This window comes from Kitasatospora sp. NPDC034023 (genome assembly GCF_055575795.1).
Map to the genome: position 1 here is coordinate 75,342 of NZ_JBVIRY010000001.1, position 17,640 is coordinate 92,981.

16 protein-coding genes are annotated in these 17,640 nt (G+C 74.5%); 5 read left to right on the top strand and 11 right to left on the bottom strand.

Annotated elements, in window-relative coordinates; all coding sequences use genetic code 11:
- The gene (radA, locus tag ACZ52R_RS00350; RefSeq protein WP_360495769.1) at positions 1-1,536 is read right to left on the bottom strand and encodes a DNA repair protein RadA; all 1,536 of its coding nucleotides are present in this window, start codon (positions 1,534-1,536) and stop codon (positions 1-3) included.
- Positions 1,537-1,686: 150 nt separating this feature from the next.
- Between radA and ACZ52R_RS00355 the strand changes: the two genes are divergently transcribed.
- A complete protein-coding gene (locus ACZ52R_RS00355) occupies positions 1,687-3,600 on the top strand; it encodes a BACON domain-containing protein (RefSeq protein WP_465752305.1) in 1,914 nt (637 codons plus the stop codon).
- A 148-nt stretch (positions 3,601-3,748) separates the two neighbouring features.
- Here ACZ52R_RS00355 and ACZ52R_RS00360 read toward each other — a convergent pair whose 3' ends face one another.
- Together ACZ52R_RS00360 and ACZ52R_RS00365 are read right to left on the bottom strand one after the other, a co-directional pair.
- Positions 3,749-5,083, bottom strand: a complete 1,335-nt coding sequence (locus tag ACZ52R_RS00360; protein ID WP_465752307.1) for a DUF1254 domain-containing protein — start codon at positions 5,081-5,083, stop codon at positions 3,749-3,751.
- A 78-nt stretch (positions 5,084-5,161) separates the two neighbouring features.
- Complete coding sequence (locus ACZ52R_RS00365; RefSeq protein ID WP_465615917.1) at positions 5,162-6,565, bottom strand: DUF1254 domain-containing protein; 1,404 nt, start codon at positions 6,563-6,565, stop codon at positions 5,162-5,164.
- 269 nt (positions 6,566-6,834) lie between these two features.
- Here ACZ52R_RS00365 and ACZ52R_RS00370 point away from each other — a divergent pair, with 269 nt between their 5' ends.
- A complete protein-coding gene (locus ACZ52R_RS00370) occupies positions 6,835-7,875 on the top strand; it encodes an NAD-dependent epimerase/dehydratase family protein (RefSeq protein ID WP_465615915.1) in 1,041 nt (346 codons plus the stop codon).
- Between the two features lie 183 nt (positions 7,876-8,058).
- On the opposite strand, the gene ACZ52R_RS00375 is transcribed toward ACZ52R_RS00370, so the two are convergent.
- The 5 genes from ACZ52R_RS00375 to ACZ52R_RS00395 all read right to left on the bottom strand — a co-directional run bounded on the left by ACZ52R_RS00375 (position 8,059) and on the right by ACZ52R_RS00395 (position 12,450).
- Positions 8,059-9,108: a family 2 encapsulin nanocompartment cargo protein polyprenyl transferase gene (locus ACZ52R_RS00375; RefSeq protein WP_465615913.1), complete on the bottom strand. Its 1,050-nt coding sequence runs from the start codon at positions 9,106-9,108 to the stop codon at positions 8,059-8,061.
- 220 nt (positions 9,109-9,328) lie between these two features.
- Positions 9,329-10,747: a family 2B encapsulin nanocompartment shell protein gene (locus tag ACZ52R_RS00380; RefSeq protein WP_465752309.1), complete on the bottom strand. Its 1,419-nt coding sequence runs from the start codon at positions 10,745-10,747 to the stop codon at positions 9,329-9,331.
- A 235-nt stretch (positions 10,748-10,982) separates the two neighbouring features.
- Positions 10,983-11,528, bottom strand: coding sequence for a methylated-DNA--[protein]-cysteine S-methyltransferase (locus ACZ52R_RS00385; RefSeq protein ID WP_465615909.1), 546 nt, complete (start codon positions 11,526-11,528; stop codon positions 10,983-10,985).
- Positions 11,529-11,737: 209 nt separating this feature from the next.
- On the bottom strand, positions 11,738-11,971 hold the full coding sequence (locus ACZ52R_RS00390; protein ID WP_360495792.1) for a hypothetical protein: 234 nt from the start codon (positions 11,969-11,971) through the stop codon (positions 11,738-11,740).
- Between the two features lie 182 nt (positions 11,972-12,153).
- Positions 12,154-12,450 carry a hypothetical protein gene (locus ACZ52R_RS00395; RefSeq protein ID WP_465615907.1) on the bottom strand — a complete coding sequence of 99 codons (297 nt, stop codon included), beginning with the start codon at positions 12,448-12,450 and terminating at the stop codon, positions 12,154-12,156.
- 8 nt (positions 12,451-12,458) lie between these two features.
- Here ACZ52R_RS00395 and ACZ52R_RS00400 point away from each other — a divergent pair, with 8 nt between their 5' ends.
- The gene (locus ACZ52R_RS00400) at positions 12,459-12,911 is read left to right on the top strand and encodes a hypothetical protein (protein ID WP_465752311.1); all 453 of its coding nucleotides are present in this window, start codon (positions 12,459-12,461) and stop codon (positions 12,909-12,911) included.
- A 30-nt stretch (positions 12,912-12,941) separates the two neighbouring features.
- Here the strand turns inward: ACZ52R_RS00400 and ACZ52R_RS00405 are convergent, their stop codons facing one another.
- Genes ACZ52R_RS00405 through ACZ52R_RS00415 form a run of 3 tightly spaced genes read right to left on the bottom strand, consistent with a single transcriptional unit; the run spans position 12,942 to position 15,790 of the window.
- Complete coding sequence (locus ACZ52R_RS00405; protein WP_465752313.1) at positions 12,942-13,760, bottom strand: serine/threonine-protein kinase; 819 nt, start codon at positions 13,758-13,760, stop codon at positions 12,942-12,944.
- Positions 13,760-15,610 carry an ABC transporter ATP-binding protein gene (locus ACZ52R_RS00410; RefSeq protein ID WP_465615901.1) on the bottom strand — a complete coding sequence of 617 codons (1,851 nt, stop codon included), beginning with the start codon at positions 15,608-15,610 and terminating at the stop codon, positions 13,760-13,762. The genes ACZ52R_RS00405 and ACZ52R_RS00410 overlap by 1 nt, the downstream gene beginning before the upstream one ends.
- 51 nt (positions 15,611-15,661) lie before the next feature.
- Positions 15,662-15,790: a hypothetical protein gene (locus tag ACZ52R_RS00415; protein WP_360495807.1), complete on the bottom strand. Its 129-nt coding sequence runs from the start codon at positions 15,788-15,790 to the stop codon at positions 15,662-15,664.
- A gap of 532 nt (positions 15,791-16,322) precedes the next feature.
- Here ACZ52R_RS00415 and ACZ52R_RS00420 point away from each other — a divergent pair.
- Positions 16,323-16,778, top strand: coding sequence for a hypothetical protein (locus ACZ52R_RS00420; RefSeq protein ID WP_465615899.1), 456 nt, complete (start codon positions 16,323-16,325; stop codon positions 16,776-16,778).
- Positions 16,765-17,610 carry a class F sortase gene (locus tag ACZ52R_RS00425; protein WP_465752315.1) on the top strand — a complete coding sequence of 282 codons (846 nt, stop codon included), beginning with the start codon at positions 16,765-16,767 and terminating at the stop codon, positions 17,608-17,610. Before ACZ52R_RS00420 ends, ACZ52R_RS00425 begins: the two co-directional genes overlap by 14 nt.
- Positions 17,611-17,640: the final 30 nt, after the last annotated feature.

Consider the following 17,640-nt stretch of genomic DNA (forward strand, 5'->3'; position numbering starts at 1 on the left):
TCAGCGGAGTTCGTCGGAGTCGAGCGGCTCCCAGCCGTCCATCAGCTCCTCCGGGTAGGCCGCGACCCGGGCCGAGCGCGGGGCCGGCGGCGCCGACGGTGCCTCAGTGCGGGCCTCGCCACGGGCCTCGGCACGGGCCTCACCGCGCGGTTTGGCGGCGGCCCGGCGGCGGCCCGGGATGGCCCGCAGCGCCTCGCCGATGTCGGCCACCTCGACCACCTTCATGCCCGTCGGCACCTTGCCCGGGTCCGGCGGGACCAGGGCATGGGTGAAGCCCAGCCGGTGCGCCTCGGCGAGCCGCCGCTGCACACCCGTCACCCGCCGCACCTCGCCCGCCAGGCCGACCTCCCCGATCGCCACCAGGTTGCTGGGCAGCGGGGTGTCGGTGGAGGAACTGGCCACCGCGAGCGCGACCGCGAGGTCGGCGGACGGCTCGCTCAGCTTCACCCCGCCCACCGTCGCGGTGTAGATGTCCTGCTTGCCGAGCTTCACACCGCCGTGCCGCTCGACGACGGCCAGGATCATCGCGATCCGGGGCGACTCCAGGCCCGATGTCGTCCGGCGCGGCGAAGGGATCTGCGAATCCACCATCAGCGCCTGCACCTCGGCGACCAGCGGGCGCTTGCCCTCCAGGGTGACGGTGAGGCAGGTGCCGGGGACGGGCTTGTCACGCCTGGTCAGGAACAGGCCCGACGGGTCGGCCAGGCCGACGATGCCCTCGTCGTGCAGCTCGAAGCAGCCCACCTCGTCGGTCGCGCCGTAACGGTTCTTGACCCCGCGGATGAGGCGCAGCCGGGCGTGCCGGTCGCCCTCGAAGCTGAGCACCACGTCCACCAGGTGCTCCAGCAGGCGCGGGCCGGCGATCTGACCGTCCTTGGTGACGTGACCGACCAGCAGGGTGGCCATGCCGCGCTCCTTGGACGCCCGGATCAGCGCGGCCGCCACCTCCCGGACCTGGGCCGGGCCGCCCGGGGCGCCGTCCAGCTCGGCGGAGGCGATGGTCTGCACCGAGTCCAGGATCAGCAGGCCGGGGTTGACCGCCTCGATGTGCCCCAGCACGGCGCCCAGGTCGGACTCGGCGGCGAGGTAGAGGTGCTCGGAGAGGGCGTTGATCCGGTCGGCGCGCAGCCGGACCTGGCCGGCCGACTCCTCGCCGGTGACGTAGAGCGTGCGGTGCCGGTCGGTGGCCGCCTTGGCCGCGACGTCCAGCAGCAGGGTGGACTTGCCGACGCCGGGCTCGCCCGCCAGCAGCACCACCGCGCCGGGGACCAGCCCGCCGCCGAGCACCCGGTCCAGCTCCGGCACGCCCGTCGAACGGGCCGTCGCGACCTGGCCGTCCACCTGGGCGATCGGACGGGCGGGCGCGCTGACCGGGCCGGCGGCCGTCGTCCGGATCGGCACGGCGCCGTACTCCTCGACCGTCCCCCAGGCGTTGCACTCCGGGCAGCGGCCGACCCACTTGGGCAGCTGGTTGCCGCACTCGGTGCAGCGGTACGCCGGGCGCGGCTTGGCGGTGGTCTTGGAACGCGGAGGCATGCGGCCCACGGTAGCGCCTGGGTACGACAGCGACCGTCCGCCACCGGACTCGCCGTGCATCCACACAGATGGGCGATGTTGTTACCCGAAAGAAGTACATACCCGTCGATTGGCGGGGACAGGCCGTCCGGGGTCTCTACCGTCGGACGGGTGACAACGCGAACTGTTGGGCCGGCCGGGCCGCAGACACCCGCCGTACTCGCGGCGTACGACCGGCAGGCGGACGGCCTCTTCACCTACTGCCTCTCGGTGCTGTGCGAGCACGACGCCGCCGCCGACGCCCTGCGCGAGGTCCGTGAACTGGCGCAACGGCACGGCGCCCGACTGGCCGAGCCCGGGCTGGTACGGGCCTGGCTGTTCTCGCTGGCCCGGTACTGCTGCCTGCGGCGACTCGCGGACGGGGCCGGGACCGGGGCCGGCGCTGGGGTCGGGGGCGGGGGCGGGAATGGGTTCGAGGGCGGTCGGGCCTCCGGAGTGGAGCCGAGCGAGGCCGAGGCGGCCCGGCGGCGCCGCGAGCTGGCCTCGCTCGCCTGGCCGGAAGCGGCCGGCACCGACCCGGAGCAGCGCGAGGCGCTGGAGTTGTCCGTCCGGCACCGGCTGACCCCGCTGGAAGTGGCGGCGGTGCTGGGCCAGCCGTTCGAACGGACCCGCGAGCTGCTGGCCGGCGCCGAGGCCGAGGTCGCCCGGACGAGGGCGGCGCTGCTGGTGCTCGGTGTGGGCAGCTGCCCGGAGCTGGACCGGCTCGGCGGGGCTGGGGCGGAGTCCTGGCGGGACTGGGTGCTCGGTCCGGCGCTGCGGCGGGAACTGGTGCAGCACGTGGTGGACTGCCCGACCTGCCGGGGGACGGCGGAGCGGGTGGCCGGCGAGGCGGCGGAGGGGTCGGCGGGGCTGTCCGGGCTGCCGTTGCTGGGCGCTCCGCAGAGTGTGGTGGGGGTGGCGGGTGCCATGCCTGTCCGGGGTGTCGCGGTTGTCGGGGGTGCCGCGGTTGTCGGGGGTGCCGCGGTTGTCGGGGGTGTCTCCGGTCGGGGGGTGGCGGAGCCCGCGCTGCGGTTCGACCAGAGCGGTTTTCCCCGGCACCGGGCGCCGGACGCCGGGCGCGGGCTGGCGGTCCGCCGACGGGTGGTGACCACGGGGGTGCTCGCGGCCGTCCTGGCGGCACCGGTGGTCGCGCTCTGGGCCGGGCACCGGAACGGCGGCGGGCCGGGCGCGGCGGCCTCCGTGTCGGCGGTGCGAGTGGACGAGGCCGGTCGGGAGACCGGGCAGCGGCCGCCGCAATCGGGGGTCGGGGGCCCGGCCGGGCCGGGGGTACCGGGGCTGGAGCTGGCGGGCGGTGCCGGCGCGGGCGGTGTCAGCGGTGCAGAAACGTTGCTTCCAGGTTTTCCACGGCTGACCTTCCAGGGCGCGGTGATCCCGGTCCCAGCCCACGGCGCCACCCCGCTCAGCAGCCCGACCCTGGTCGCCGCCCCGGCCCCCGTCGTCGACCGGGCCTCCGCACCGGGGGCGCCCGAACCGACCCCGACCGGACTCCTCACCGTCGAAGCCGGCGAGTACGGCAGCCGTACGGTCCTCACCCTCACCGACTCCGGCACCACGGAGATCCGCTGGCACGCGGTGACGGACGCCGGTTGGCTCCGGCTCAGCCGCGACTCCGGCACACTCGCGCCCGGCCAGCGGATCACCGTGATCGTCACCGTGGACGAGGACCTCGCGCCGACCACGCACTGGACCGCCCGGATCGCACTGCCGCCCTCGCAGGCGGTGGTCACCCTGGAAGGCGGCCCGCACAACCGCGGCGGCTCGACCCCCTCCCCGACCGACCCGTCCCCGACGGCCACCGCCCCACCGACGGCCACCCCTTCGCCGACCTCCACGGGCGCGCCTTCACCGTCGGGCTCGCCGTCGTCGCCCTCGCCACCGGCGACGCCGTCCGGCCCGCCGACGGGTTCGCCGTCCCCCTCGGGCACCCCGACGGCAGCGCCGACGAGCAGCGCCTCTCCACATCCGACGGGGCGGCCCACGGCTCCGGCGTCAGCACCGGCATCGGCACCGGCACCGGCGCATTAGGGCGAACGCCGGTTCGGCAGAGGTGTCACCCGGCGGGCGTTTCGGGCTTCCGAGCCGCGTGAGCCGTGCACGGGAAGTCGACCAGGCCGACTTCCCGTGCACGGGTGACGGAGCTTGGCCGGGCTTCGGTGCCGGGGCTGGGGTGGTGTCAGGTGCGGTGGATCGGGGGGACCTGGTAGGTGCCGTCCAGGACCAGGGGTTTGGGCTGGTAGAGGCGGATGATGGGGCGGAATTCGCCGGGTGGGGTGGGGAGCCAGTTGGCGGCGGCGGTCGGGTCCTCGGGCTGGTCGTGCTGGAGGGTCAGGGTGAGGGAGCCGTCGTCGCCGTAGACCAGGCCGGGGGTGCGGTCGCCGATCGAGTAGCGGTCGATCGGGTTCTCCACCAGGTAGTAGTCCGGGACGGAGTACATCGTGACGGACCAGAAGGCCTCGGTCGGGGGCAGCAGGTCGAAACGCAGGGTGTAGCTGTTGGCGCCGGTGAGGGGGCGGCCGTCCGAGTCGTCGTAGGTCATCGCGTACGAGGCCTCGTAGGCGTGGTTGCCCCAGAGGCCGGCCCGGGCGGCGGCGGCGCGGCTGAGGTAGGCGGCGCGACGGTCGGGGATGCGCCATTCGGGGTCGTCCAGGGTGCCGGGGCCGAGGTGGTCGGTGTTGTAGTCGAAGAGGTGGAGTGCGGAGCGCCATTCGCCGGGCGGGTGGTCTTCGGGTGGGCGGGTGGCGTCCTCGACCCGTTCGCGGCCGGCGGCCAGGCCTTTGGCCAGTGAGAGCGTCCATTCGGGGACGGCCGCGCGGTACGGGGAGACGCCGTCGTCCAGCAGGCCGAGCGGGGCGAAGCGCCGCTGGTACTCGATGTCCGCGGTGGCCGGCAGGAAGGCCTGCATCCACACCCGAAGGCGTTCGAAGAAGGCCAGCCGCTCGGGGACGTTCGGGTCGGGCTCGGGCAGTCCGGCGACCAGGCCGCCGGGCTCCAGCGGTTCCAGGACGAGGGCGGACTGCAGGGCCCGGACCCGGGGCAGGTCGTCCGGGCCGGTGCAGGCGAACCGGCCGACCACGGTGCCGACCGTGGTCGGCAGCTCGATCACCCGGTCCGGGTCCGGCGGGGTGCCGTGCCAGCCGGGCGGGACGATCAGCCAGGTCTGCGCGCTGGTGCCGGTGGCGCGGCGGCCGAGGTAGGCGACGTTGTCCGTCCAGGCGTCGATGAACTGCAGCACGTAGTAGGAGCCCGCGGTGTCCGGGACGTGGAGCACCTGCGGGCCCTCGGAGAGGTCGAGCTGGGCGATCGAGTAGATGGTGTCGTTGTTGACCGAGACGAACTCGTCGGACGGGCCAGCCAGCCGGGTGGCGTGGCTGAAGTGGTTGAACGGCGCCGCCGGCAGGGTGCCCAGGCCGCCCCGGGTGAAGCGATCGACCATGGTGAGGCCGGCGACCAGCGGGTAGCCGTAGACGTACGCGTCGGCGGCCAGTGCCTCCAGCTCGGGCTGGTTCATCGGGGGTCCTTCGTACGGTCGGTCGGAACAAGGGGGTCGGTCGGGACGAGGGGCTTCGGTCAGGACGAGGGGCTTCGGTCAGCGCGGGTCGAGCGGCGGGAGCCGCCAGCGGCCGTCGAGGACGGCCCGGTCCGGGCCGTAGAGCCGGAGCACCACGGTGAACGGGCCGTCCGGGGCGGGCAGCCAGTTGGCGGAGTGTTCGGCGTTGGCGGGCCGCTTGTGCCGGACATAGAGGGTGAGTCCGCCGTCCGGGTCGCGGACCAGTCCGGGGGTGCGGTCGCCGATCGAGTAGCGGTCCAGGGTGTTGTCGACCAGCCGGTGGTCCGGGAGCGCGTACAGGGTGGCGGACCAGGCGAAGCGGGCCGGCGGCAGCGCGTCCGGGGTGAAGCGGATGACGTGGTCGCGGTCGCTCGCGTCCGGCGGCCGGCGGCCCGTGCCGTCCGCCTCCCAACGGCCGTACCAGGCCTCCTCGGTGGGCAGTCCGTGGAGGTCGGCCGCGGCGCCGACGGCTTGCCGGAGGAAGTCCGCGCCGACCTGCTCGCGGGTGCCGAACAGCCCGGCGCGGTCGCGGAGTTCGGCGGTGGCGCGCCGCAGCTGCGCGCGGCCGTCGGCGATGCCTCGTTCGATCTCGGCGCGCAGCTCCAGCGGGAGGGCGGCGGGCTCGAACTCGCCGCGGCCGTCGACGCCGAGGTCGGCGAGGCGGCCGCGCAGGTCGGTCTCGGCGGGCGGCAGCCGGACGGGGCCGTCCGCCGGGAAGAAGCCGAGCAGGAAGTCGAGGAAGGCGAGGAACTCGACGCCGTCCGGGACCTCCTCGCGCCAGACCGGCCAGAGCGGCTCCGGGGCGGGCGGCGGCGCGGGAGTACCGGCGTACTCGTGCAGCGGGCGCAGCCGGTACCGCTCCTGGACGGCGGCGAGCTCGGCGACCTCGGCGGGGGTGTTCCCGGCGAGCCGGGTGCGGCCGAGGATGCCGACCAGCCGGGTGGCGGTACGGATCACGCCGCGGATGCCGGGCGGGGGCTCGCCGTGCCAGTCGGGGCCGGCCACCAGGTGGTCGCCGGCTTCCGGGCCGGTGGTCCGGGAGCCGATGAAACCGGCGTACACGGTGTCGAGTTCGTGCAACGGGAGGACGTAGTAGCGGTCCTCAGCGGGGACCGAGACCACCCAGGGCTCGGTGCGCAGGTCGAGCCAGGCCCGGGAGTACGGGGTGTCACCGGCCTCGCCGCCGGTGACACCGCCGGTGATGCCGCCGGTGACGCCGCCGGTCAGGGGCTCGGCGGGCGTGCGGGCGGAGGTGTCGGCGGGGGTGGGTGGCTGCGGGTGGTGGCGGAAGACGCCGAAGCCGCCGACGTACGACGGGTCCGCGTCGTCCAGGGCCTGGGCGTAGAGGGCGCGGTAGTTGCGCAGCATCGGTTGGGCGCGGATCCAGGCCTCGGCGGCGGTCGCGCGGACGGTGGCCGGGTCCACGAGTGCCGGGTTGACCATGCTGTCGCTCTCCCACTCCGAATCCGGTGGAACCGCCACAGATCTGTACAGACCTGTACAGATGGGATGCTAAGTGGGGCGGGAGGGGGCGGCATGTCGGATCGGGTGCCTCGCGGCATCTGCTCGACGCTGCGGCATTCGCTCGACACCTCGGCATTCGCTCGGCGCCACGGCATTCGCTCGACACCGCGGCATTCGCTCGACACCGCGGCATCTGCTGAGCGCGAATCCGGGCGTACGGGCGGAGCGGCGGGGAGAAGGTGAGCGGTATGAAGATCCTCTTGCTCGGGGGCTCGTCCTTCCTCGGACGGGCCTACGCCGCCGAAGCCCTCGCCCGGGGGCACCAGGTGACCACCTTCAACCGCGGCCACAGCGCCGCCGACCTGCCCGGCGTCGAGGCCGTCCGGGGTGACCGCGACAGCGCCGAGGACCTCGCCCGGCTGGTCGACGGCCGCGACTGGGACGCCGTCGTCGACACCTCCGCCCAGCAGCCCGCCCAGGCCTCGCTCGCCGCGCGGCTGCTGCGCGAACGGGCCGGGCACTACACCTTCGTCTCCTCCGTGCACGCCTTCACCGACTGGCCCGCCCGGGTGATCGGCGAGGACTCCCCACGACACCCCTGCCCCGCCGACACCCCGCCCGACCAGCCGTTCAGCCCCGCCCTGAAGGCCGGCTGCGAACGCGCGGTGCTGGAGGGCTTCGGCGCCGAGCGCTCGCTGCTCCTCAACAGCGGGCTGCTCATCGGACCGTACGAGAACGGCGGCCGGCTGCCCTGGTGGCTGGAGCGGATGGCGCGCGGCGGGCGGGTGCTCGCCCCGGGGGATCCGCAGCGGACCATGCAGGTGATCGACGTCCGGGACTTCGCCGCCTTCGGGCTGGACCTGCTGACGGCCCGGACGACGGGCCGGTTCCTCACCACGGCGCCGCCCGGACGGCTGCGCTTCGGCGAGTGGCTGGAGACCTGTCGGGCGGTCGCGGGAGCCCCGGACACCGAACTGGTCTGGGTCCCGGACGGGCCGCTGCTCGCCGAGGGGCCGGACCGGGTCGAGCCGTGGACCGAACTGCCGCTCTGGGCCCCGGATCTGCCCGGGATGGCGGGCGCCTGGCTCGCCGACACCAGCCGGGCGGAGGCGGCCGGGCTGCGCTGCCGGCCGTTCGCCGACACCGCGCGGGACACCTGGGAGTGGCTGCGGACCCGCGGGCCCGCCGAGGACACCGATGCCGACGGGCGCAAGGGGCGGCCGGGCGCGGTGGCGCGACAGGGCATCGAACCCGCGAAGGAGCGACGGCTGTTGGCCGCCTTCGGGTGAGCGAGCCCGCGGAGCGAGCCGGGTGAGCGAGGGCCGGAGCGAGCCGGCGGAGTGGGAAGTCGGACCGGCCGACTTCCCACTCACCAACGGCACCCCGCGCGTACGGCCTCGGTGCGTCCGGCCTCGGTGCGTACGGCCTCGGTGCGTCCGGCCTCGGTGCGTACAGCCTCAGGGCGTAGAGCCTCAATGCGTCCGGCGGGTGACCAGCTCGGCGAGCGCCAGCAGTTCGTCGGCCGCGGACGGTTCCGGTACGGCGGCGGCCAGCTGCGCCATCGCCGTGGCCATCCGCTCACACGACTGCCCCTGCGCCCAGCCGCGCCCGCCGGCCCCCTCGACGGCCGCCGCGCACTGCGCCAACTCCTCGGAGCTCAGGGCGCGTTCGAGTGCGTACAGCTCGGCCAGCCGCTTGCCCTCGACAGTGTCGGAGCCCAGCGCCGCGACCACCGGCAGGGACTTCTTCCGGGCGACCAGATCCGCGCCGACCGGCTTGCCGGTCACCGCCGGGTCCCCCCAGATGCCGATCAGGTCGTCGATCAGCTGGAACGCCAGGCCGATCTCCCGGCCGAAGCCGTCCATCGCCTGCGCCGCCTCCTCGGACGCGCCGCCGTACAGGGCGCCCAGCGCGCAGGCGGCGCCGAGCAGCGCGCCGGTCTTGGCCTCCGCCATGGCCAGGCACTCGGGCAGCGAGACGTCGTTGCGCTGTTCGAAGGCGCAGTCGATCTGCTGGCCCTCACAGAGTTCGACCACGCAGTCGGCGAGTCGGCGGATCGAGCCGTGGGCCGCCGGGTGGGTGTCCTCGGCGAGCAGGCGCAGCGCGAGGGAGTGCATGGCGTCTCCGGCCAGGATGGCCTCGGTGGTGCCGAACACCCGCCAGGCGGTGGGCCGGTGGCGCCGGGTGTCGTCCCGGTCGATGACGTCGTCGTGGAGCAGGGTGAAGTTGTGCACCAGCTCCACCGCGGCGGCCGCGGCGGCGGCCTCGCCGGGCGTACCGCCCAGGGCCTGGGTGGCGGCGAGGACCAGGGCCGGCCGGATCGCCTTGCCGGAGGAGGCCGCGGCGGGCGTGCCGTCCGCCTCCCACCAGCCGAAGTGGTAGCCGGCGACCTTGCGCATCGTGCCGGGCAGTGAGTCGACGGCGGCCCGCATGACCGGGTCGACCAGTGCGCGGGCGCGGGCGAGGATCTCGGCCGCCTCGTGCCCCTCTTTGTGGTCCCGCTCCAGCGTGGGACTCGTCATGGGTCTCTCCCCCTTGTTGGCGCCTGTCGTGGGATGGCCCGGCGCGGGCGGGCCGGGGTCGTGCCGCTGTGGGTGTCGGGCAGTGTCCGGGCGCGGCGGGACGCATCGGGGCCGGGATGCGTCGGAACGCGCCGGAACACGTCGGAACGCCTGCCGGCCGGGGTGCGGTGGGCACCTCCGGCCGGACGGCGTGGATCTCCGATCGGCCCCGCCGGGCCCGTCAGCGCTGCGCGATGTCCACGTTCTCCAGGACGCCGACCGCGTCCGGCACCAGGATCGCGGCGGAGTAGTAGGCGCTCACCAGGTAGGAAATGATGGCCTTGTCATCGATTCCCATGAACCGCACCGAAAGGCTCGGCTGGTATTCGTCCGGAATTCCGGTCTGGTGCAGCCCGATGACACCCTGGTTGTCCTCGCCGATTCGCATCCCGATGATCGAGCTGGTGTTTCCGACGATCGGGATCTTGTTGCACGGGAAGACCGGCACCCCGCGCCAGGACATGATCTGCTTGTCCTCGACCTCGACCGTGCCCGGGTTGATGCCGCGCTTGTTGAGCTCCCGGCCGAAGGCGGCGATGGCCTTGGGATGGGCCAGGAACATCTTGGTGCTGCGGCGGCGGCTGAGCAGCTCGTCCATGTCGTCCGGGGTGGGCGGGCCGGAGTGGGTCTGGATCCGCTGGTCGTACGCGGCGTTCGCCAGCAGGCCGAACTCGGGGTTGTTGACGAGCTCGTGCTCCTGGCGCTCGCGCAGGGCCTCGATGGTCAGCCGGAGCTGGTGCTCGGTCTGGTTCATCGGCTGGTTGTAGAGGTCGGCGACGCGGCTGTGGACCTTGAGGATGGTCTGCGCGACGCTCAGCTCGTACTCACGCGGCTTGAGCTCGTAGTCCACGAAGGCGCCGGGCAGCTCGTACTCGCCCAGGTGGCCGGCGGAGAGGTCGATCGCGGCCTCGCCGTGCTTGTTCTGCGCCTGCTGGAAGCCGTTCAGGTATTCGATGACCTGCAGTTGCAGCGCCTCGGAGCGGTCGTGCAGTTCCTCGAAGGAGGGCCAGGACAGCGCCATCACGGTGCCGGAGGTCGCGGCGCGGACGGTGTACGGCCAGGTGCCGCCGTCCTGCTGGACCGCCTCGTCGCCGAGGTGGTCGCCGTCGGCGAGGGTGCCGACCACCGTCTCCTCGCCGTACTTGCCGGTGCCCATCCGGTCGAGCTTGCCGTGCGCGATCAGGAAGACCTCACTGATCGGCGTACCGGCCTCGACGAGGACGTCCCCCGCGTTGAACTCCCGCTGCACGAAGCGCGAGGCCAGCTCCTCGAGCACGGCCTCGTCCTGGAATCCGCGCAGCACCGGCACCTCGGCGAGCGTCGGCGGGACGATCCGCACCTCGGCGCCGGTCTTGACGAAGCTCACCCGGCCGCGGCCGACCGCGTAGCGCAGGCGGCGGTTGACCCGGTAGGTCCCGCCGGAAACCTGCACCCAGGGCAGCCGCCTGAGCAGCCAGCGCGGGCTGATGCCTTGCATCTGCGGCGCGGACTTGGTGGTCGTGGCGAGGTTCCGCGCGCCCGCCGTGCTCAGACTTTGCTGCTGCCGGATATCCGCCTGCGCGCCGGGCGCAGGAATACCGGCATTGGTTTCGGTCGACATGAGGGGAACCCTTCGCGTGCCCGATGAAGTGTCGCTCTGCACATTCGTGTTGCAGCTTCATGGTGGGCCCGTTCGAGGGCAGCCCGCAATCACTCATTCGAGTGGTTTGGAATAACCGAACAAATAGTACGACTCGATCACCTGATCGAAGTTCATTCGACTATTTATTCGAAAGTACTGGAATCCCGAACCCCATCTTCCCACGGCCCCGGCGACGGCGACGGCGATTCGCCTGCTACAGCGGCCCGTTCCAGTCGAGCGTCGGCTCCAGCACCCCCTCCAGGGTGAGCAGCCAGCGCTTCACCTCGATCCCGACCCGGCCGCCGCCGAAACCGCCGATCCCGTCCGCCGCCACCACCCGGTGGCAGGGCACCAGCAGGGCGACGGGGTTGGCGGCCATCATCTGCCCGACCGTCCGGGCGGCCAGGCCGGGCTCCGTGACGTCCTCGAACACCCCACTACGGGCGGCCAGTTCGCCGTAGGTGACGGTCCGGCCGTACGGCACCTCGCGCCAGAGCGTCTGCAGGACGGCGCGGTGCGGACCGGAGCTCAGGCTCCAGTCGATCGGCAGGCCCAACTCGCGCGTGCGGCCCGCCAGGTAGGCGCCGATCCGCTCGGTGACGGCGGCGACCTTCGACTCGTCGGTGCACGGCGGCGCCTCGTCCTCGCGCCCGCCGTAGCCGGCCGCCGCCACGCCCAGCGGGGTCACCGCGATGTGCATCGGGCCGCTGGGCAGCGGCGTCGGCACGGTCAGCCAGGACATCGACCAGGACTGCGGCACGCTCGGGCCCCCACCCTCCGCCGGACCGGCCGCCGGCCACCCCGGCACCCGGAGGGCGTCCCCGCCCCGCGCGCCATCGTACGGCGGGCGGCCGACGGCCTGGCCGCGGTCGGTTGCCCGGCCGCGGTCGGTTGCCCGGTCATGGCCGGTTGCCCGGTCGCGATCGGCTGCCCGGTCGCGATCGGTTTCCCGGCCGCGGTCGGCTTCGGTCAGAGCCGCCCCTTCAGCTGGGTGGCGAGCGCCTGCGACCAGTGCGCCAGGCCGGCGCGGTCCGGGGCGCGGCCCTCGCACAGGAGGGCGAGCTGCGCGTCGTTGATCCGGTTCGGGCCCGGAATCTCCAGCAGGTACGCCAGCTCGGCCAGTACGGTGGCGAGCCGCTCGGCGTCCGCGTGGTCCAGGGAGACCGCGGACTCGTGGTGGCTGATGGTGAGCGAACCGGGCATTGGACAACCTCCTCCATACCCCCGCACCCTCCACGGTACGACCGGGTCGGCCGCCCCGCCCGCCGCGGAGGCGTGCGTGCGCGGGTGGGGCAGCCGGTTGCGCTCCGGGGCCGGCCGGGCGCGGTGCGCGGTGGGCCGCACCGGGGGCCGGGGGTGCGCCCCGAAGCCGTCCGAGGGGTGGGTCAGTTCTCCGGGCCCTCCTCCCAGCGGCGATTCCGTACCGCCGGTATGGCCAACACTACGGCTCCGGAGGCCAGTTGCCAGAGCGCGCCGGGCAGCAACACGCTGTCCGTCCCGAACCGGCCGGCCAACGGACCGGCCACCGCCAGGCCGAGCGGGCCGAGAGCGAAGGAACCGAGCGCGCCGAAGGAGGTCAGCCGGCCGAGCAGTTCCACCGGCACCCACTTCTGCGTCGTCGCGCTGTAGAGCGTCCCGCAGACCGCCGAACCGACCCCGGCCACCAGCGCACCGGCGACCACCCAGAGCAATGACGCCCCGGCCGCGAGCGCCCCGGAGGGCAGCGCCCAGCCCAGGCCGACCACGGTGGCCACCGCGAGCGGGCGGCCCGGCCTGCGGCCGAGCAATCAGCAGTCAGACGCTCTGGCACCTGCTGCACGAGTCCGGCGCCGCGATCGAGACCGTCCTGGCCCTGGACACCGACCACCTCGACCTCCCCCGCCGCCGCACCCGCCCCGGGCACACCCCCGTCCACTGGCAGTCCGGCACCGCCCGTCTCCTCCCCCTCCTCCTCGCCGGCCGCAGCACGCGCCCGCTCTTCCTCACCGACCGCCGCGCCCCCGCCGGCACCCCCGCCCCCGACCGCTGCCCCTACACCGGCCGCGCCCGCCTCTCCTACCGCCGCGCCGCCGAACTCTTCGCCGGCCACAGCGGGAAGCTCGGGCCGGGCCGGACCCTCCGGCAGCTGCGAGCGGCGCGGTAGCCGAGGCTGCCCGGGCGCGGCAGGCGCCGGTCAGTCCTCCGGCGGCACCCAACGGCGCCCCTGGGGGAGCAACTCGTCCAGGGTTTCCGCCAGTTGGGGCAGGTTCGGGCGGGCGGCGGGATCGAGGTGGAGGCAGTCGTCGATGGCGGCGGCGAGGGGGCGCGGAAGACGGCGGCTGCGGGCGACCGGGGGGACCGGGCCGTGCGGGGACGGGCCGGGGAAGGGGGTGGTGCCGGTGGCGGCTTCGTAGAGGGTGATGCCGATGCCCCAGACGTCGGTGGCCGCCGTGAGCAGGCCGCCGGAGGCCTGTTCGGGGGCGAGGTAGCCGTCCGTGCCGATGCCGGGGGTGCCCGGGCCCGGGGGGCGGGCGATGCTGAGGTCGAGCACGATGGCGCGCCGGCAGTCGATCACGATGTTGGAGGGCTTGAGGTCGAGGTGCAGGAGGCCCTGGCCGTGCAGGTAGCGGGTCGCCGAGCAGAGGTGCAGTCCGAGCATGGCCAGGTCGGTGGCGGCGGGGCGGCGCGGTCGGGTGTCCAGCAGGTGGGCGAGGGTTTCGCCGGTGAGGGTCTCCAGCACGGCGTACGGCTGCGGGCGCTCGCCCGTGCCGTAGCCGCGCACCAGGTGCGGGTGGGTGAACTCGGCCAGCCAGCGGCCTTCGCGGAGCAGGCGCTCGCGGAGTCGGCGGTCGCGGCGGCGGTCGGGCCGGAGCACCTTGACCACGCAGCGGCAGTCCCGTTCCTCGCTCCAGCAGTCGTACACGTCGAGCCAGCCGGTGCGGCACAGATGTGCCAGGACCCGGTAGCCGGGGGCGATGGACTCGCCGGCGGGGAGCGGCTGTCGGGAGCCCATCAGGCCACCCCCTGGAGCGGTGGCCGGTGCAGCCCGTCGAGCCGGGCGTAGCCGTCGTCGCGGGCGAGCAGTTCCCGGTGGGTGCCGCAGGCGGCGACGCAGCCGCCGCGGAGCAGCACGATCCGGTCGGCGTTCCGTACGGTCAGCAGGTTGTGCGAGATGATGATCGTCGTCCGGCCGCGCATCAGCCGGCCCAGCGGCTCCAGGATCCGCCGTCCGGACTCCGCGTCCAGCCCGGTGGTCGGCTCGTCGAGCAGCAGGACGGGCGCGTCCCGGACCATCGCCCGGGCGATCGCGATCCGCTGCCGCTGCCCGCCGGAGAGCAGGCCGCCCTGCCGGCCCACCAGCGTGTCGTAGCCGTCCGGCAGCCGGCTGACGAACTCGTGGGCGTCGGCGGCCTTCGCGGCCGCGACGACCTGGGCGTCGGTCGCGCCCGGCCGCCCGTAGGCGATGTTCTCCCGGACGGTGCCGTGGATCACCAGGGTCTCCTGCAGCAGGACCGCGATGTGCTCGCGCAGGTCGGACAGGGCGAGTTCGCGCAGGTCGATGCCGTCGAGCCGGACGGCCCCGCGCTCGGGGTCGTAGAAGCGCAGCAGCAGCTTGGCGCTCGTCGACTTGCCCGCCCCGCTCTCCCCCACCAGGGCGACCGTCTCGCCCGGCTCGGCGCGGAAGGACACGTCGAACAGCGCCACCCGGGTCGTGCCCGGGTAGCGGAACCACACCCGGTCGAAGGCCACCGCGCCGCGGATCCGGCCGGGGCGCAGCGGGGTCGGCGGATCGGCCACCTGCGGCCGCTGGTCGAGCAGTTCGATGATCCGCTCGGCGGCGGCCGAGGCGGAGTAGAAGCCGTTGCTGAGCCGCGAGATGCCCCGGATCGGGCTGTACAGCCGGCTCAGCAGAGCGACGAAGACGAGGAGTTCGCCGAGTGTCAGACGGCCGGTGGCGAGTTCCCAGGCGCCCAGCCCGAGCACGATCAGCGCGCCGACCAGCTCCAGCAGTTCCACGATCGGCGCGAACAGGGCCCGCAGCCGGGTCGCGGCCATGGTCGCCCGGAACCGCGCCAGGTTCTCCCGGTGGAACCGGTCCTGCTCCCAGTCCTGCCGGTTGTACGCCTGCACCAGCGCGATGTTGTCGAGGGTCTCCTCGGCGAGCGCGCTCACCGAGCCGCTGCGCCGCCGCCGCTCCCGCGACGCGGCCTTCACCAGCACGGAGAAGCGCCGCGCGGTGAACCAGAACACCGGCGCGACGACGAGGGCCACCGCGGCGAGGTCCCACCGCAGGTAGAACAGCACGGCGAGGAAGACGGCCAGCTCGGCGACGTACGCGACCGCGTCGAGGACGCCCGAGAGGAGGAAGGTCTCGACCGCCTCGACGTCCGAGGTCAGCCGCGACAGGACGTCGCCGAGCCGCCGCCGCTCGAAGAAGCCCAGGGAGAGGCCCTGCAGATGCCGGAACACGTCCGTGCGCACGGCGAGCAGGAAGCGCTCGCTGACCCAGGTCGAGGTCGTCTCGTCGGCGAAGCGCAGACCCCCCGCCACCAGCGTCAGCCCGGCGTAGCCGAGCGCGACCGGCAGGAACAGCCCGAGCCTGCGCGGCACCAGCACATCGTCGACGACGACCTTGAACAGCCAGATCGCGGCCACGTCGACCAGCGGCCCGAGCAGGACGAACCCCAGCAACAGGGCCAGCCAGCGCCGGCCGCCTCGGGTGTAGGGCCAGAACCGCCCGAACGTCCGCCGCAGCGGGACGGCCGGGGCCGGTTCGACGACCGGGTCCGCCCGGCCGTCGCCGTCACCCGCGTCGACGGCCATCAGGCGCCGCAGCGACCACACGGTACGAATCCAGCCCATGGGACGTGGCCGGGCCTGTGACGGCCCGGCCCTGACAGGACGGCGAAGCCGTCAGTGCCGCGAGTTGCTTCCACGACGGCGGCGACGGTCGTTCGTCTTCGAGTGCCTGGTCTCCTTGCCGGTCCCGGTCCGCTTGCGCGGATGCCGCATCGCCGGCACCAGGTTGGCCAGCATGCTCATCGCTGTCACCTCTCTGTTGGTCCCGCTCGGTCCCCCACCCAGAGGTACGCGCCGGAGGGCGGGGGCGCTCACCGGCGCGTCGGTGCGATGCGCAGGGTCTTCATGGGCGGTGCGGAGTGACTTCGTGGGCGGCGCGGAGTGTTCGTCGGTGCCGGTGCGGGTGCTTCCGGCGGCACCGGGCGGCGACGTCACGGGGCGCGGTGACGTCGCCGCCCGCAGCCGTTACGCAGCCGATGGCCGACCGTGACACGACCGGCCGAGGACCGCGACACGGCCCTCCTACCGTCACTGTCGACGCCCCGGCCGTAGCGGCCGCTCCGGCTGTACCGGCTCCGGCTGTACCGGCCGGTGGGCGTCCGTGACGAGGACGTGCGCGTCCGGCGCCGACGACGAACGTCCGCGACCGCTGCGCATCACGCCGCGTCACGCGATCCGCGACGTCCCGAGCGACGCGATCCGCGAGGCCGCGCGTGACGCGATCGGTCCGCACCGACGACCGACGTACACCACCGATGCAGATGGAGAACACCGCATGAGCACGAGCAGGAGCCGTACCGACCGTTCGCCCGCCCGCCGCCTCCTGGCGGCCTGCACCCTGACCGGGGCCGCACTGCTGACCGTCGTCACCGGCGGGCAGGCCTGGGCCGACGGCGCGCCGAAGCCCGTCGCGACCGCCCCGGGCGGCGCCGTCGCCTCGCCGGCTTCGGGCGCCGTGCCCACCGCCTCCCCGGCGCCGGCCAACCCGAAGGCCCCCGCCGCCGTGGCCTCGCCGTCCGAGAGCCCGCGGGCCGTACCCACTCCGCAGGCCCCCAACGGCGCCCAGCCGCAGGTCCGTGAGGTGCCGAAGGGCGCCGCGCAGGCCGGTGACGGCTCCGGTGCCGCCGACGGCTCCGGCCTGATGCTCGCGGGCGGCGGCGCCGTCGCGGCCGTCGGCGCCGGGGCGCTGGGCTTCGCCGTCCTGCGCCGCCGTTCCGGTGCGCGCGGCTGACACCGGTCCCGAGTCCGCCGGGCACCCCGGCGCCGTTCCCCCGCACCTGGCCAGGCGGGGAAGCGGCGCCGGGGCCGCCCCGGCGGTGGGGACCGGCAGCCACCGCGACGCCGGGGCCGGGCAGGCCCGCGGCCGCGGGCACGCGCGCGGGCGGCGTCGCGCCGCCAGACCCGGGCCGAGCGCCCTGCGCCGTACGGCCTTCGGCGCGGCGGGCCTGCTCTGCCTGGTGCTCGGCACCTCGCTGGCGCTCTCCGGCCGGGACACCCCGGTGGTGCGGATCGAGACCTCCGGCCACGGCGGCACCGCCGACACCCCGCCGACGGCACCGGCCACCGGGGCCGCCTCGGCCCCCACGACCGCCGTGCCCGGCGCGCCGAAGCCCTTCGCGCCCGCGCCGCCGACCCGCCTGCTGATCCCCTCCGCCGGGGTGGACGCGCCGGTGACCGACCTCGGCCTGAACTCCGACGGGACGGTCCAGGTGCCGCCCGCCGACCGGGGCGACGAGGTCGGCTGGTACCGCAACGGCCCCACCCCGGGCGAGACCGGGCCCGCCGTCCTGATCGGGCACTACGACACCGTGCACGGCCCGGCGGTCTTCCGGCAGCTGCCGAAGCTGCAGCCCGGCGAACTGGTCCGGGTACGGCGCGCGGACGGCAGCACCGTGGACTTCAAGGTCCGTACGCTGCTCCAGGCCGCCAAGGACGGCTTCCCCACCGAGCAGGTCTACGGTGACACGCCCGCACCCGCGCTGCGGCTGATCACCTGCGGCGGGCGGATCGGTTCGGACGGCCACTGGACGGACAACATCATCGTGCTGGCGGACCTGGCCTGACCGGGCCCGACCTGCCCGTCGTCCCGGCCT

Excerpts from the sequence above, each read along its gene's own strand:
- radA (WP_360495769.1), bottom strand. The coding sequence starts at position 1,536 with ATGCCTCCGCGTTCCAAGACCACCGCCAAGCCGCGCCCGGCGTACCGC.
- ACZ52R_RS00360 (WP_465752307.1), bottom strand. The coding sequence starts at position 5,083 with ATGAACCAGCCCGAGCTGGAGGCACTGGCCGCCGACGCGTACGTCTAC.
- ACZ52R_RS00365 (WP_465615917.1), bottom strand. The coding sequence starts at position 6,565 with ATGGTCAACCCGGCACTCGTGGACCCGGCCACCGTCCGCGCGACCGCC.
- ACZ52R_RS00370 (WP_465615915.1), top strand. The coding sequence starts at position 6,835 with ATGAAGATCCTCTTGCTCGGGGGCTCGTCCTTCCTCGGACGGGCCTAC.
- ACZ52R_RS00375 (WP_465615913.1), bottom strand. The coding sequence starts at position 9,108 with ATGACGAGTCCCACGCTGGAGCGGGACCACAAAGAGGGGCACGAGGCG.
- ACZ52R_RS00380 (WP_465752309.1), bottom strand. The coding sequence starts at position 10,747 with ATGTCGACCGAAACCAATGCCGGTATTCCTGCGCCCGGCGCGCAGGCG.
- ACZ52R_RS00390 (WP_360495792.1), bottom strand. The coding sequence starts at position 11,971 with ATGCCCGGTTCGCTCACCATCAGCCACCACGAGTCCGCGGTCTCCCTG.
- ACZ52R_RS00400 (WP_465752311.1), top strand. The coding sequence starts at position 12,459 with ATGACGCCCCGGCCGCGAGCGCCCCGGAGGGCAGCGCCCAGCCCAGGC.
- ACZ52R_RS00405 (WP_465752313.1), bottom strand. The coding sequence starts at position 13,760 with ATGGGCTCCCGACAGCCGCTCCCCGCCGGCGAGTCCATCGCCCCCGGC.
- ACZ52R_RS00410 (WP_465615901.1), bottom strand. The coding sequence starts at position 15,610 with ATGGGCTGGATTCGTACCGTGTGGTCGCTGCGGCGCCTGATGGCCGTC.
- ACZ52R_RS00415 (WP_360495807.1), bottom strand. The coding sequence starts at position 15,790 with ATGAGCATGCTGGCCAACCTGGTGCCGGCGATGCGGCATCCGCGCAAG.
- ACZ52R_RS00420 (WP_465615899.1), top strand. The coding sequence starts at position 16,323 with ATGAGCACGAGCAGGAGCCGTACCGACCGTTCGCCCGCCCGCCGCCTC.